Annotated in this window: 16 protein-coding genes; 8 read left to right on the top strand and 8 right to left on the bottom strand. The window is 66.3% G+C overall.

The features are described from left to right. The first annotated feature begins 73 nt into the window (after positions 1-73). On the top strand, positions 74-1315 hold the full coding sequence (locus tag FY036_RS19500) for an MFS transporter (RefSeq protein WP_201744813.1): 1242 nt from the start codon (positions 74-76) through the stop codon (positions 1313-1315). 9 nt (positions 1316-1324) lie between these two features. On the opposite strand, the gene FY036_RS19495 is transcribed toward FY036_RS19500, so the two are convergent. The 5 genes from FY036_RS19495 to FY036_RS19475 all read right to left on the bottom strand — a co-directional run bounded on the left by FY036_RS19495 (position 1325) and on the right by FY036_RS19475 (position 5012). Then, positions 1325-1912, bottom strand: a complete 588-nt coding sequence (locus tag FY036_RS19495) for a hypothetical protein (RefSeq protein ID WP_148916436.1) — start codon at positions 1910-1912, stop codon at positions 1325-1327. 68 nt (positions 1913-1980) lie between these two features. Next, positions 1981-2424 (bottom strand): hypothetical protein, encoded by a 444-nt coding sequence (locus FY036_RS19490; protein ID WP_148916435.1) that lies wholly within the window; start codon positions 2422-2424, stop codon positions 1981-1983. Further along, positions 2424-3032: a type II secretion system protein GspM gene (gene gspM / locus FY036_RS19485; protein WP_148916434.1), complete on the bottom strand. Its 609-nt coding sequence runs from the start codon at positions 3030-3032 to the stop codon at positions 2424-2426. The genes FY036_RS19490 and gspM overlap by 1 nt, the downstream gene beginning before the upstream one ends. Next, on the bottom strand, positions 3029-4105 hold the full coding sequence (locus tag FY036_RS19480; protein ID WP_148916433.1) for a PilN domain-containing protein: 1077 nt from the start codon (positions 4103-4105) through the stop codon (positions 3029-3031). The genes gspM and FY036_RS19480 overlap by 4 nt, the downstream gene beginning before the upstream one ends. 49 nt (positions 4106-4154) lie before the next feature. Then, a complete protein-coding gene (locus FY036_RS19475) occupies positions 4155-5012 on the bottom strand; it encodes a hypothetical protein (RefSeq protein WP_148916432.1) in 858 nt (285 codons plus the stop codon). On the opposite strand from FY036_RS19475, the gene FY036_RS24235 reads away from it, so the two are divergent. The 6 genes from FY036_RS24235 to FY036_RS19455 all read left to right on the top strand — a co-directional run bounded on the left by FY036_RS24235 (position 5011) and on the right by FY036_RS19455 (position 8603). Beyond that, positions 5011-5139, top strand: a complete 129-nt coding sequence (locus tag FY036_RS24235) for a hypothetical protein (protein ID WP_268932200.1) — start codon at positions 5011-5013, stop codon at positions 5137-5139. The two genes, FY036_RS19475 and FY036_RS24235, sit on opposite strands and share 2 nt — an antisense overlap. A gap of 344 nt (positions 5140-5483) precedes the next feature. Further along, complete coding sequence (locus FY036_RS19470) at positions 5484-6680, top strand: type II secretion system F family protein (RefSeq protein ID WP_148916431.1); 1197 nt, start codon at positions 5484-5486, stop codon at positions 6678-6680. A 10-nt stretch (positions 6681-6690) separates the two neighbouring features. Continuing rightward, positions 6691-7116 carry a type II secretion system major pseudopilin GspG gene (gene gspG, locus FY036_RS19465; protein WP_148916430.1) on the top strand — a complete coding sequence of 142 codons (426 nt, stop codon included), beginning with the start codon at positions 6691-6693 and terminating at the stop codon, positions 7114-7116. Positions 7117-7126: 10 nt separating this feature from the next. After that, complete coding sequence (locus FY036_RS23825) at positions 7127-7591, top strand: hypothetical protein (protein ID WP_161601174.1); 465 nt, start codon at positions 7127-7129, stop codon at positions 7589-7591. Next, positions 7588-7950, top strand: a complete 363-nt coding sequence (locus FY036_RS19460) for a PilW family protein (protein WP_161601173.1) — start codon at positions 7588-7590, stop codon at positions 7948-7950. The genes FY036_RS23825 and FY036_RS19460 overlap by 4 nt, the downstream gene beginning before the upstream one ends. Beyond that, positions 7947-8603 carry a prepilin-type N-terminal cleavage/methylation domain-containing protein gene (locus tag FY036_RS19455; protein ID WP_161601172.1) on the top strand — a complete coding sequence of 219 codons (657 nt, stop codon included), beginning with the start codon at positions 7947-7949 and terminating at the stop codon, positions 8601-8603. Before FY036_RS19460 ends, FY036_RS19455 begins: the two co-directional genes overlap by 4 nt. Positions 8604-8618: 15 nt before the next feature. On the opposite strand, the gene FY036_RS19450 is transcribed toward FY036_RS19455, so the two are convergent. From FY036_RS19450 to gspD, 3 genes are all read right to left on the bottom strand, one after another. Further along, a complete protein-coding gene (locus tag FY036_RS19450) occupies positions 8619-9401 on the bottom strand; it encodes a hypothetical protein (protein WP_148916427.1) in 783 nt (260 codons plus the stop codon). A gap of 90 nt (positions 9402-9491) precedes the next feature. Beyond that, entirely contained in the window at positions 9492-10046 is a 555-nt protein-coding gene (locus tag FY036_RS19445; RefSeq protein WP_148916426.1) for a prepilin peptidase, read from the bottom strand. Beyond that, complete coding sequence (gene gspD / locus FY036_RS19440; RefSeq protein WP_148916425.1) at positions 10043-12298, bottom strand: type II secretion system secretin GspD; 2256 nt, start codon at positions 12296-12298, stop codon at positions 10043-10045. Before gspD ends, FY036_RS19445 begins: the two co-directional genes overlap by 4 nt. Before the next feature lie 168 nt (positions 12299-12466). Between gspD and FY036_RS19435 the strand changes: the two genes are divergently transcribed. Continuing rightward, entirely contained in the window at positions 12467-14158 is a 1692-nt protein-coding gene (locus tag FY036_RS19435) for a GspE/PulE family protein (RefSeq protein ID WP_148916424.1), read from the top strand. Positions 14159-14240 lie beyond the last annotated feature (82 nt).

Raw genomic sequence — 14240 nt, 5'->3', positions numbered from 1 at the left:
CCCATGGCCCAAAAGCGATACGAGCCGGTAGAAAAGGATCGAGCCCTGAGTCGTCCTCCTGTCGGAGCGCCGCATGACAGACACCACGAAAGAAGCGGACCTCCGGCAGCCAGCGCCGCGCAACGGATGGATGATCTCTGCGCTGGGCGTGGTGCAGATCTGCGCTTTCGGTTCGCTGTTCTACAGCTTCCCGCTGATCGCGGAGGCGATGCGGACCGATCTCGGTTGGTCGAAGCCTGAAATCTACGGTGCTGCGACGCTTGGGCTGGCGCTGGCCGGCTTCGCTTCCTACCCGGTGGGGGCTGCGATAGACCGCGGGCTGGGACGGTACGTGATGAGCCTCGCCTCCGTCGCCGCCGGGCTGCTGCTCATCGCGTGGTCGCAACTCGACGACATCGTGCTGTTCTACATCGTCTTTGCAGCCATCGGCTGCCTGCAGGCAGCGACCCTGTACGAGGCCGCCTTCGCCGTGGTGGCGCGACGGGTGGGGGCAGGCAACGCGCGAGATGCGATAACCATGCTCACCCTGTGGGGCGGCTTCGCCTCGACGGTGTTCATCCCGCTGATCCAACTGCTGATCGAATGGTACGGATGGCGCGGCGCGCTGGTCTGGCTCGGGCTGATAAATATCGTCATCTGTGCGGGGCTGAACTATCTCTTCATCGACCCGAAGCGGGACCATCCCGTGCCGGTGCGCGAAGCCCATGAAGACCGGCCGCTCGCCGGCCGAAGGGCGGTGTCGTGGGCATTTCGCCAGCCGGTGTTCTGGGCGCTGATGATTACCATGCTGGCCTACGCGGCTGCGTTTTCAGCGCTGATCTTCCATCTCTATCCGCTGTTGCTGGAGCGTGGGCTTTCGGCGGCAGGCGTCGTCGCGGTTCTGGCGGTGATCGGGCCATCGCAGGTGGCGGGACGCGTGCTCATCTGGGTGATCGCCAAGCGGGCGTCGGTGCGAAGCGTGGGCTCTGTCATCGTCGCCGTCTTTCCGCTTGCGGTGATTGGTTTCGCGCTTGCCCCGCCCGATGTGCTCGTAATGGGCGGGATCGCCGCGCTCTACGGCGCGGCCAACGGCGTGATGACAATCGTGCGCGGGCTGGCCGTACCGGAGATGCTGTCGCGCGAGGCCTATGGCGCGATCAACGGCGCGCTGCTCGCGCCATCGCACATGGTGCAGGCGGCCGCACCGCTGGTAGCGGCGTGGCTTTGGGCGGCCAGCGGCAGCTACGACGCGGTGCTGATCGTCATATTGGCGGGCGCCCTGGTGATGGCAGCCGCATTCTGGACGGCCGCGATGCTGAGCAGGTTGGCCGCGTAATGCGCGGTGCTATTTTCCGAGATCTTCGCGCAGTGCCTGGAGCAGGGTTTCGAGTTCGCTGACCGCCTGTCTGGTCGCCTCGCCCTGAGACAAATCCTCCAGCCCCTCATCGGAGGTGACCGCGTATGCCGGCGGTGGCGCATCGTCCGCAGGGGCCGCAGTGCCTGAAACTGGCAGTGCCGGCTGGGCGGCGGCGCCTTCCTTGAGGACCAGCTCCGTGCGGGGTTTGGAGGTGCTGGGTGCGCCGCCGGACATGTAGGTCGAGCCCGCACTCATCGCCGTGAAGGTGACGCGAACCGGCAGGCCGTTGCGATAGGCGATGGCGAAGCCGTTGCCGCCCGTAACCGACCTCAGAACTTCGCTCAATGTGCCACTGAACCGGCCGGTGACCATGCCGCCCGTCATCTGCAGGTTTTCGAATGGTATGGAGAAGCGGCTGCCGATGGCGACGATGACATCCGAAGGGTCGGCCTGCGTCGCGACGACTGTTAGGCGCTGAAGGTCGCCCTCCACCGCCACTTCGGCGCGGGCATCTGCCGTCGCCGACAGGGCTGCGAGAAAGCCTGCGATCAAGGTGGGCATTGCCGAACGCGTCACGAAACACTCCAAGCGTGGATGTCGCGCAAACCTAGCCCTTTCTCCCGATGACGCATAGGACACCTTCGTCACTGACCATCGGAAAAACGGATGAAGGCGCGCGCATTGCTGCTGTCGAGCACCGCCTCGAAGGGTTCCACTCGGGTCAGGGTCCACCCGTCGCGGCTTTCGCCGCTTCGCATGCTGAACACGGAGTTGTCGGCATAGACCCGGAAGAGCGCGCTTCGCAGTCGCTCGGAGCGCACCACACCGATGAGCTGCCACTGAGGCGCCTCCTGCTGGCTTGCGACAGGCAGGACGGGCTCCTTGGGCTTTTCGGGCTCGATTACGGGTGTTTCCGCCGGTGCGAAACGCGTGGGCGGCTGCCTGTCGGGCGAAAAAAGCGGGCGTTCTCGCAGCGCCGAATAGTCGCCGGCAAGCCTCGAGCCAACAGCAAGCTCGCCCGCAGACTGCGCGGCCACGGGGGTGGCGAGCAGGCCGCAGAGGAAAAGAGGAGCAAGCCGCCTTGCCATCAGAGGTCCCTGATCCAGAACGCGGAAACGGCAAGCCGCAGATTGAGCGCCCGATCGGCCGTGGGGTCTGAGACGCCGTCGAAGCCGGGGCCTGCAGCCCTGTTGGGACGAACGGTGACCGAATCGACTATCAGCAGCGGCAGGTTGGTTTCGATGGCGTAGAGCAGGTCGGGCAGGGTCTGCTCCATCACCTCGACGCCCGCCTCGAGGCGCAGCCGTACCAGTTCCGTGCCGTCGCCGGCCGCCACGCCGGAAACCGCTTCGCCTTCGCGAATGTCCAGCGATCGCACGAGCGCGCCCGACTGTTCGACCAGATTGGTGAGGTCGCGCTGAAACTCGGCCGAAGCCAGCCCCGCCGTCTGGCCGACGATGAGGCGTCCGGCGGGCACGGCCGCCTGACCTTGCGGGTCGGACTGGCCGTTGACCAGCGCCGTCGCCCGCGCCTCAAGCATCTGAGTGCGCTCCCGCAGCAGCCTGACCTCGCGCCTTTCCTCGCGCATCGCCGCGATGGAATCGACCACGACGAAGAGTGCGGTGGCCAGCACGAGGGCGTAGACGGCAAGGCTGAGGATCCGGCTGTCCCGCCAGCGGCTGTCGTCGTTGGTCATTGCAGCGCGCCTCCCGTGCGGATCAGGGGGCGGGTCTCCAGCGTGAAGAGCGACGAACGCTCGTCCTCGCCGCGCACCGCCGGGCCGACAAGCGCGCTTTCGGCAAAGCGCCCGGACGATTCCAGCGCGGTCAGCACATCGGGCAGGTCGTAGGTGCGCCCCGCAAGACGCAGGCGGCCGTCCATCAGCGTGATCTCTGTCGCGAAGGAGTGTGCGGGAAGCGCCTCGGCAAGGTCGTCGAGCGCACCAAGCGCGCTGACCGCCTCGTTCTTTATCTGCAACGCGGCCTGCTCCGGCGCGGTGCCCGCTTCCTGCGGCGCCATGATCTCGCCGATGGTGGCCCGCGCCGTGGCAGCGCGCGCCTCGAGCTCCGTGCGCTGGGCGGCCTTGTTCATGCCGTAGACGGTTCTGGCTCCGAGAGCCACGCCGGCGGACGTGACCGCGGCGATCAAGGCAACCGCGAGCACGAGCTTTATGCGTCCCAGCGCGCCGTGCCGCCCCGTCCGCCGCGGATAAAGGCTTATCGTCGTCCCGTGCGATGTGTGGGCGATCACCTCGGTGGATCGTGCGCCAGCGGCTTCGATGATGTCGAGCGCTGCGGCCACGCGACCCTTGGGAATGAGCGCGATGTCGACGCTGACACGCGTGGCGGCCTTGTCGCGCGCGGCCACGCGATGACCATAGAGCGTATCCTGCGCCGGCAGGGGAGAGAGCGACGCGATCCGCGATGCGACGATGCCGTCGAGATGCTCGCCCGCTTCCAGGGGCAGTTCGATGCGCCGTTCTATGACCCAGGCACGAGGGGTCGACAATTCGACGTGGCGTCCATTGATGAGCGACGACAGGGCTTCGACCTGCCCTTGCTCGCGCTCGTGCTGGCCCGCCGCCATGGTCAATTCGCCGGCGCCACGCTTGCGCCCCGAACGCAGAAAGACGGCCTTGCCGCTTTCCTCCATACGCGCCTGCACGACATGGCTCGGCCGCCCTTTGCGCCAGCGCTGCGCCATCAGCGAGGCGGGGCCCTCCAGCCAGTCGTCCAGCGTGTGCCAGGCGGTGCGCAGCGACAAGTCCATCAGTGCCGCCATCCTTTGCCGATAAGTGTCGCGTCTTCGCGTTGTGCCGTCAGTTTACTTCGTCCGAGGGGCGGCGCCAGTCAAGCACGCGATATGCTGCCTCATCACCTTCTCTCACCAGCATCAACACTTCATAGGCCTCGCTATGGCCCGACGTCAGGCTGACGCTGACGGATGCCCGCCAGACGAGCGAACGTTCCGAGGTGTGCAGCCCGCTCTCTGCAAGAAGCTGGTCGAGTTGCGCGCGCGGCACGTGCCCCGCCCGCCAGCCGGCGATAGCCTGGAGCAGCGATCGAGGCAGGCCGGGGATCGCGCGCAGCAGCTCGTCGTCGACCGCGTCGAGGGGGAGGGTCTCGAGCCCCGATGAAACCGTGGCGAACCGGGCGGCCCGCAATGCGAGGGCAGGAGCCATATCGGGCACCGTCACCAGTTCGTCGATGGTCTGCAACACACCGAACGGCGAGCCATCCGCCTTCTCACGCATCTCGACGAGGTTCTGCGCAAGCCGGTCGGCCTGGTTCGGCGCCGCACCGGCGGCGATTAACGCGCCCTCGATCAATGGGGGCTCGGCCCTGTTCAAGTCCACGCGCAGAACCTCGTTTCGCAGCGAGACGTCCACCCGTCCTGCCGGCAGTTCCACGCTTTCGTCCAGCGTGTAGCCCAGCCTCTGCGGACCTTCGATCGGCGCGCCATGTATGCGGGCAGCGGCCACTGCAAGCCCGGCATCGGCGAGGGCGCTGGCGGCCGCCTTGTCCTCCGTGATGCGAACGCTCTGTGCGATGCTGCTCATGTGGACGCGCAGAGCCACCGCGAGCGCCGACAGCAGAATCGTGACCCACAGCACCCCGACGAGGATAGCCCCCCGGCGCGACCGTCTGCCCGAAACGAAGCCGGCGGTTTGCGGCATGAATGTCGTCGTCTCCGTTTCGATCGGTTGCAAGTCAGGCAACTGCGGCCCAGACCGCATCGTTTCCGTCGAAGCAGAAGCCTTTGCCGCAAACCGCGTCAAGGGGAGGGGAACGATTGATGGCTGAATCCAGTCTTAGGCTTATCGAAATCCTTGAGTGAACCAAGTCGGCCTTCATTGGAAGTATTATGATGAACCGATTGTGGGAATTGAAGAAAGTCGCGCTTGTCTCATTTGCTTATCCGGCGCTTTATTCTTTTGAGGGAATCGCGCCGGTGTATGGCAGGAAATGCCGGCCGTGCCGATTTGGGGCGCGGGTTGCGTGCGGTATGGGGCGACGTGCAGTCGCTGGTTATTGCGAGGATGTATTTTGAAGGCCAGATTGTGCGCCGATGCAGACACGATTGGTGATGCGAGACGTTAGATGAAGTCTTTCATGGTTCCTCTGCGCCGCGAAGGCGAAGCGGCGCGATGACGGCGTTCGCCTACAAAGCGGTTACGCCAGAGGGGCGCGTGGAAACCGGCGAGCTGGACGCGGCCGACGCGGATGCGGTGCTGCGCATCCTCGACCGGCGGGGCCTCATCCCCGTCAGCGTGGACCAGCGCAAGGCATCTACGCCGCGGACGGGGCGACGGCTGAACGTCGCGGCGACGCAGGTCACCAGGTTTCTTTCCGACCTCTCGATCATGATCAATGCGGGCATCCGTGTCGATGAGGCGCTGTCGATCATGGAGCGGGAGTTCGACAATGGCCGGCTGCGGCCGGTCGTCTCGCACCTGCGCGGCGAACTGGCCAACGGGCGGTCGTTCTCTCAGGCGCTGGAAGACTGGCCGGGTCTCTTCCCGCCGTTTCAGGTGGCGATGATAAGGATCGCGGAACGGTCCGGGCGGCTGCCGGTGCTGCTGGCGCGCGTGGCCGAGGAACGCCAGCGCTTCGAGACGCTTTCCGCCAAGGTTTCGGAGGCTTTGCGCTACCCGGCCTTCCTGCTCGCAGGCGTCGTCGCGGTGATGGTGTTTTTCCTCGTCGGCGTCGTACCGCAGTTCGAGCCCGTACTGGCGCAGACGGGGCAGGGCAACGAGTTCGTCCAGGTGATGTTCGGCCTGTCGCGCTGGGTGCGCAACAACAGCGACCTGATACTGGGCGGGCTTGCGGGGTTGCTGCTGGTGGGCCTGCTGGCCGGGAGACGGCCTGCATTTCGCGCCCGGCTGCGCAAGGCGGTGAGCAGACTGCCATTCCTTTCAGAAATAGCGGTGAGTTATCGCACCGCGCGTTTCGCCCGCCTGATGGGCATCATGGTGGAAGCCGGCGTGGCCGTGCCAGTCGCCGTCAAGCTGATTGGCGACGCGATCGACCCGGCAGATCCCGAGCTTCGCGCAGAGCGCGCCTCGGACGCGGTGCGGCAAGGGCGCAGGCTGGGCGAGGCGCTTGAGATCCTGCGCCTCCCTGCGCTCGCGGTGCGCATGCTGCGGCTGGGTGAAGAAAGCGGCGATCTGAGCGGGCTTGCCTATCGCGCGGCAGATTTCTATGAGGCGAGGCTGGAGCGGCAATTGTCGCGGCTGGTCGGCTTTATCGGGCCGGCCGCGGTCATCATTATAAGCGTCTTGATCGGCGGTATGATTGTGTCAATCATGTCGGCGCTGATGTCCTTCAATGACCTGGTTCGTTAGGGGTGGGAGCATGAAAAAGGTCGTCCAATCCGGCATTGCGGCGCGCAAGGCGGGCAGCCGGCGCAGACGCGCAGGGTTCACGCTGGTGGAGATGCTGGTGGTGCTGGCCATCATCGGGCTCATCTCCGCGCTGGTCGGGCCGCGTGTCCTGGGGCAGCTTACCGAATCGCGCGAGCGGGCAGCGCAGCTGCAGATCGAGGCGTTTTCCAGCGCGCTGGACATCTTCTTCATCGATGTCGGCCGGTATCCGACGCAGGCCGAGGGGCTGCGCGCGCTGATGGAGCCGCCCTCGGGAGCCACCTCCTGGAACGGGCCCTATCTGCGCGGCAGCTCGCTCCCGCGCGATCCGTGGGGGCAGGACTACATCTACTCGGCTGGCGGCGGGACCTACAACATCGTGTCCAGAGGACCCGATGGAGTCGGCGCGACCCAGTAGTGACAGCATTATGCGCACGCTGACCATGCTGCGCACGCGCAAGGCCCGGCGCGGCATAGTTCTGCTCGACGTGGTTCTGGCGCTGGCCGTCATGGCGCTTGCCGCTTATGTGCTGATGCCCGTTCCGACGGGCTCGCTTTCGCGCAACGACGTGATGGCCGAGGCGGTGCGTGTCGGCGCCGTTTTCCGGTATGGCCGGACGATGGCGATCCGCGATCGCTCTCCAACGGATGTCGTGGTCGACGTGATGACCGGCGAGATAGAAGGCCCCGGCGAGATCGTCAGCGTGCGGCAGGACATCCGCCTTGTCTGGAGCACGTCGAGCCAATGCCCGCTGGACAGGGGACGCCGCGCGCTGAGGTTCCTGCCCGATGGGCGCTCGTGCGGCGGAGTGCTGTCGCTTTCCGGCTCCGGACACGAGGCGCTGCTGCGCGTGGACTGGCTGACCGGCCGCGTCGAGATGACCGCGCGATGAGACGGGCAAGGCGAGGCTTTACGCTTGTCGAGGTGATGGCGGCCTTCGTGGTCGCCGTGCTGGTCATCCTGCCCGTAGGCGCTATCGTCTCGAGCGTTTCGGCGTCTTTCGCAGGCGTGCAGCGGTCCATGGAACGGCGGGCGGAGCTGCAGTTGGCAATTGCTGCCGCCATGGCACTTGAGCCGCTGCGCGCCGGTGAGTTCGTCATCGGCGAATACGAGATCGAAGTGCGCCCGCGCATCGACGAGGGAACGCGCGACCTCCGGCGAGCCGGCTGGGAGCTTTACACGCTGGCAGTGCGCCGCCCCTCGTCTTCCCCCGCCGTGCTTGCCGTGACGGTGCGGAGCGCGCCGCTGTGACGAAGCGCAATGCGCGCCGCCGGGGCTTCACCCTGCTCGAAGCACTGCTGGCGCTGTTGTTGGCAACGGTGCTGTTTGCCGGCATCGCACTCTACACCGGAAGCTGGGCCGGCCAGTGGCAGCGCATAACGCTTCTTGGCGCGCGGCAGGACATCGCCGCTACCGTGCTGGACCGGATGGTGGAGGAGATCGAGGCGGCGCTGCCGCTTCTTGTGGTGGACGGGGCGGATGTGCGCGGAACCTTCGAGGGTGACGCGGGGCAGGTCACTTTCGTGCGGCCCGCCCTCGGCTTCGAACCGAGGGCAGGGTTGGACAGGGTCGCGTATCTGGGCGGTGCGATCGACGGCGAACGTGCGATCATGAGGCTGAGACGGAATTACGGAGTCGAGGCGGGAAGCGGCGGCGAAGACCTGCCTCTGATGCGCGGCGATGCAGCGCTTCAGTTGTCCTATGCCGGGCCGGATGGAGCTTTCACGGAAAGCTGGAGCGGGATGAGGCGGCTGCCCTGGCTGATACGCATCGAGATATCGGGAACGACGCCGCGACCCTGGCGGCAGGTTGCCTATGCGCGGCCGCGCGCCGAGCTTCCAGCCTCATGCGCGACCGCCGAAGAGGCCGACGAATGCCTGCGTCTCATGCGTGAGACGCCGTAGCCCTGCGGAAGGGCGTCACTCGCCGAACAGGCCGTCGGGCTTCGGTTTGTCCAGAAACTCGAGCGCAAGCTTCTTTTTCATCAGAGCGATGCTGTCTTCGTCGTCCTTATGGCCCGGAAAGAAAGGCAAGCCGTCGGGGAGAATGTCCGGATTATACGGCAGGCCGTCCGCCACTGGGCCCGGCGTGAAAGGCAGACCATCAGGACGAAGCCCGGGCATGAACGGCAGGCCGTCCGCTATCGGGCCTGGGTTGAAGGGAAGCCCGTCGGGACGCGGCGATGGCACGAACGGCAGGCCGTCCGCTATCGGGCCGGGGTTGAAAGGAAGCCCGTCGGGACGCGGCGGTGGCACGAACGGCAGGCCGTCCGCTATCGGGCCAGGAAGCCCGTCGGGACGCGGCGACGGCGTGTACGGCAGGCCATCCGCTATCGGGCCTGGGTTGAAGGGAAGCCCGTCGGGACGCGGCGGTGGCACGAACGGCAGGCCGTCCGCTATCGGGCCGGGGTTGAAAGGAAGCCCGTCGGGACGCGGCGACGGCGTGTACGGCAGGCCATCCGCTATCGGGCCGGGGTTGTAGGGAAGACCGTCGGGACGCGGCGACGGGGTGAACGGCAGGCCATCCGCTATCGGACCGGGAAGAAAGGGTAGCCCGTCGGCAACCAGCTTGCCGTATTTGGCAGCTTCGAGAAGCTTCAACGCGTCGGTGAACTTTTGCTTACCAGCGGCTTCCTGATGAGGCTTTTCCTGCCCCTTGGCGGAATTGGGCGAGAACGGGTTGGTGCCGGAGATCGTCGTCATGCGTTCCTCGCGCGCTGCGTCGGGACAGCCGATCCAAAGGCGGAATCCCACGGCAAACAGGCTAGCGCATATGGCTTGCGCGGGCCTTGCCTAATAGGGCCCCCACGCCCAGACGAGGACCATTGCCGGAGCCAGAAAGGTGGCGAAGGGGATGCGGGTGATGGCGCGTAGCGGGCGCCCACGTCGAACGGCCCGGATCGATGCGAATGCCAGCCCGGCGACGCAGGCCAAAAGCACTTGCACTCCGACGCCCCAGATGCCCAACAGGATGGCAGAGGCCGCAAGCAGCTTGACATCGCCTAAGCCGAGACCGGACCGGCCGCGCAGCCGCTCGTAGACGAGGGTGACCGCAAGCAGGCACCCGCCGACAAGAAGCGCGTCGAACAGGGCGAGGCCCAAAAGCGTCCAGCCTCCCAGCCCGTATGCGATAGACGAGGCGACCAGTGCTATTGCGGCGGTGTAGCCGTCCGGAATCAGCATGCGGGCGAGATCTTCTATCGCAACGGCTGCCGCGAGGACGCAAAGCAGCATTGAAGCAGCCATCAGCCACCCCGGCTGGCCGGGCAAGGTCGGCGATATCGCAAGCAGGAGTGCGCCGGCCAGCAAGGCGGTAGCGAAGCGGCGGCGCCCGGCCGCGCCGCTCATTCGATCAGGGTCTGGGCAGGCGGCGGAAGCGGAACGTTGCGGCCGGGCGTGTTCATCAGGCGCAGCTGGGAGCGCATCTGCTCGGCAACGTTCTGCGCGTCGAGGCTGTCACGGATGATCTGCGGGCGGATCAGGACGATCAGTTCGGTGCGCGTGGCGTTGTTGGTGTTAGTGCGGAAGAGGTCGCCGATTATCGGCGCGTCGCCGAGGATCGGAATGCCTTCGCGGCCCTTGGTCTGTCGCTCGCTGATGAGGCCGCCCAGAAGCACGGTCTGGCCGCTGGCGATGGAGACGGTGGAGTTGACCTTGCGCTGCGAGATCGTCGGCGTGAGCGATGCCGAGCCGCGCGCGACGGAGCTGATCTCCTGCTCGACCAGCAGGTTGATGGTGCCGTTGGCGGTGATGCGCGGCAGCACGTTGAGGATCACGCCGGTGTTGCGGAACTCGACATTGTTGACGACCGGCGCGTCGGGGTCTGTGATCGACTGCGCCGTGCGCGTCACGATCGGCACCTCGTCGCCGACCTGTAGGCTGGCGGGCCGGTTGTCCATCACAACGACGGAGGGCGAGGACAGGATCTTCACTTCGGTCACGCCGCGCAACGCGTCGATGATGAGACGCGGGTCCGTTTCAGGACCGAGCAGGAGGTTGAAGCCGGGCAGCACGCGCGACAGCGCCGCTTCGCCGACATCGCGGAAAAGGCCGATGGACCCGTCGTCATCTCCGCCGCCCAGATCGCGCGACTTGAGGAAGAACTGCACGCCGTAGCGAAGCTCGTTGGTGAGGACGACTTCGGCGATCGTCGCCTCGATGGCGACCTGGGCCGACGGCCGGTCGAGCGCCATGATGGCCTGTTCGATGACCTGCTGCTGATCGGGCCGCGCGTAGATCAGGATCGAGTTGTTTTCCTGATTTGCCGTGATGCGAACATTCTGGAGCAGGGCGCCCTGGCCGCCGCCACCGCCCATGGAGAAGCCCTGATCCTGCCCGCCGGCGAAAGCGGAGTTCTGGGCGCCGAAACTGTTGCCGGCCCCGCCGAACGAGGGTACGTCGCCGCTTTCGCTGCCCGTTGACGCAAGTGCCGTCAGTTCCTCGCCCTGCTGCATGGTGGGGCTGGAGCCGGGCGGAAACTGCTGCGAGGGATCTTCCTGTGCCGAAGCACCGCCGACGAAGATGGCGTTGACCATGGAGGCCAGCCGGCGCGCATCGACATGCTGCACACGATAGACGCGCAGGTTCGAGCCCGCGACGTTTGTGGTGTCGAGCCGCTTGATCCAGCTTGCCGCGCGCTGGAGCTGGCTGCTGGATCGCGCCACGACCATGATGGTGTTTGTGCGGTCGATCGGCTGGAGGCTGATCGTGTTGCGGCCGCGCCCGCCCTCGCGCAGGTCGAGTACCCGCTCAAGCTCCGGGATCATGGCCTGCGGGGTCGAGTTCTCGATCGGGAAAAGGCCGACCGACTGGTCGGCCAGCCAGTCCTGATCGAAGGAGCGTGCGGCCTCGATGCCGGCGCGGCGCTCGGCGGCCGTGCCCTGGAAGATGAGCGCGTTTCCACCGGAATGCTCCCGCACCATGCCCTGACGCGTGACGAAGTTTTCCAGCAATGGCAGGATGTTGGCCGCCGAAACATGGCGGAGCGGAAGTACGGTGACGCCGTATCCCGGCTGGATGGTTACACCCTGGTCGAGCTGCGCCACGCCCATGGCATCGGCGGCGAGCATGAGCCGGAAACGGTCGCCCTCGCGCACCAGCGCCGTGTCGTTGCTGCGCAACGCGGCCTCGAACAGCGTCAGGATTTCGGCGGCCGGCGCCGGGCGCGCGGTGACGATGCTGACCTGCCCGGCAACGCGCGGGTCGATGACATAGCTGATGCGCAGGATTTCGCCCAGGATGGTGCGGGCGGCGACCGCGACCTCGGCATTGTCGAGATTGACCTCGAAGGTTTCGCCGCTGGAGATGACGCCTGACATCTGGCTAGCCTGTGCCACGATGGAGCCGCCATTGCCGGAACCGGTATAGATCTGGGCCTGGCGATTGCCCGAGCGGCCGAAGCCAAGCCCCGCCAGGAAGCCGCCGCCAGAAGGAGTGCGCGCACTGAGGTCGGCGTTGGTTGCCCGGTCGAGCGGGTCAGGCCTCATCGCCTCTTCGAGGTTGGTGCCGGAAACGCACGCCGACAACAGGAGGGCGAATGCGCCAACCGCCGCCGCGACGCGTGCCAGCCTGCTCGCGTGGATGCCCCCGCCGATTTTCACTTTACGCCCTCAACAAACGCGCAATATTTACTTAATGTTAATGACTGTATCCCAGCGCGCTTGAACTTGACAACGGGTACTACCTGTTTTCCCATCTTATCGTTTATGCGCGTTGGTTAAACACACTTCACGCATGCAGCCGACGGGGCCGGCACGACAGGAAACGTAATGAATATCCATGATTCATCGCTTGCCGGACGCGCGATGGTCGAGGCGCTGGCGCAGGCCGGACTCGCCGGGCTGACCGCAATGGAGCGGGTTCTGGGAGCGGGCGGTGTGGCGCGCGCTTCGGACCTTCACAGGCTGGTGGACGCCCAACTCGTCGATGCCGATGCGCTGGCAGCGTTCCTGTCTGGAAGGTACGGCGTTCGGTTGCTTGCAGGCGACGCGCTGGACGAACTGGATATAGCGGCATCCGACCTTTCGCCGCGTTTCCTCGTCGACAACTGGCTTCTGCCGCTGCGCGCGCCGGACGGGTCGCGCCTCGTGGGTGCGCTGCACCCCGGTGACAGCGAGCCCATCGATGCGCTGCTGTCGGTTCTGGAAGACGGTGTCGAGGTTTGCGTCATATCCGCCCCGGACATGGAGGCGAGACTGGAACGCCTGGCGGGCGGGTCCGACGCGGGCACGTCAGACGAAACCGCCTTCGCTTCGGAAGAGGCGATTGCCGACCTTCGCGACATGGCGAGCGGTGCGCCTGTCGTCATGGCGGTGGATGACATCTTCCGCCGAGCGATCGACCTTCGCGCCACCGACATCCATCTGGAACCGATGCGCGGAAGGCTGGTGCTGCGCTTCCGCATCGACGGCGTGCTGCGGGTGATGGCGCCGCCGCCGCTGGAGATGGGCGAGCCGATCGTCTCGCGCGTGAAGGTTCTGGCGGGGCTGGACATCGCAGAGCGCCGCAGACCGCAGGACGGCGGAATGCGGCTGAAGGTGCGTGACCGCGACATCGAGATGCGTGTGGCGACACTGCCATCCATCCACGGCGAAACACTTGTGTTGCGTATCCTGCAGCGCGACGGCGCGCTGGTCGATCTGGGCAGCATAGGGCTGCGCGGTCGCGATACCGAGACCCTGCATCATCTGCTCGAACACACCCATGGCATGATCGTGGTCGCCGGCCCGACCGGCAGCGGCAAGACCACCACGCTGGCCGCCGCCCTGTCGCGGCTGAACGATCCCGGCCGCAAGATCGTCACCATCGAGGACCCGGTCGAATACCAGATCCCCGGCATCGTCCAGTCGCAGGTGCAGCCGGCCATCGACCTGACGTTCTCCTCGGCGATCCGCGCTTTCGTGCGACAGGATCCAGACATCATCCTCGTCGGCGAAATCCGCGATCCCGAGACGGCGCGCGCGGCGATCCAGGCCGGTCTCACGGGTCACCTCGTCCTGACTACCGTTCACGCAAACACCGCTGCTGCCGCCTTCACCCGCCTGCGCGACCTCGGCATCGAGAACTATCTTCTCGTGGGAGCGGTGCGAGGCGTGGTCGCGCAGCGGCTGGTGCGCCGGCTTTGCGAGCACTGCAAGCGGCCCATGACGATCACGCAGGAGATGCTCGACGCCGAACCACGCTATGCTGCGGTCGGCTTTGCAGCGGGCGACAGCGCATACGAGGCCGTGGGCTGCGCGCGCTGCGCCGACGCGGGGTATCGCGGGCGCATCGCCGTGTTTGAAATCCTGACGCTGAGCGACGAGGTGGTGACCTTGGCCTCCGAGGGCAGCGACAACGCCCGGATCGAAGCGGCGGCGCTGCGCGCCGGCATGACGACAATGGCGGACGATGCCGTGAGCAAGGCGCGGGACGGGCTGACCTCGCCGGCCGAAGTCGTGCGCGTCACCGCGTTGCGATAGCCAAACTCCTCTTTGTGCGGCGGCAAGGCTTGGCATTGCCCGGCGAATGCCGATACTGGCCGATGCAAGCGAGGGAGGAGAC

The sequence above is a fragment of the Neoaquamicrobium microcysteis genome, from assembly GCF_008180155.1.
Classification (GTDB): Bacteria; Pseudomonadota; Alphaproteobacteria; order Rhizobiales; family Rhizobiaceae; genus Aerobium; species Aerobium microcysteis.
Note: the sequence above shows the minus strand (reverse complement) of the source record. Positions and strands in the feature narration are given on the sequence as shown.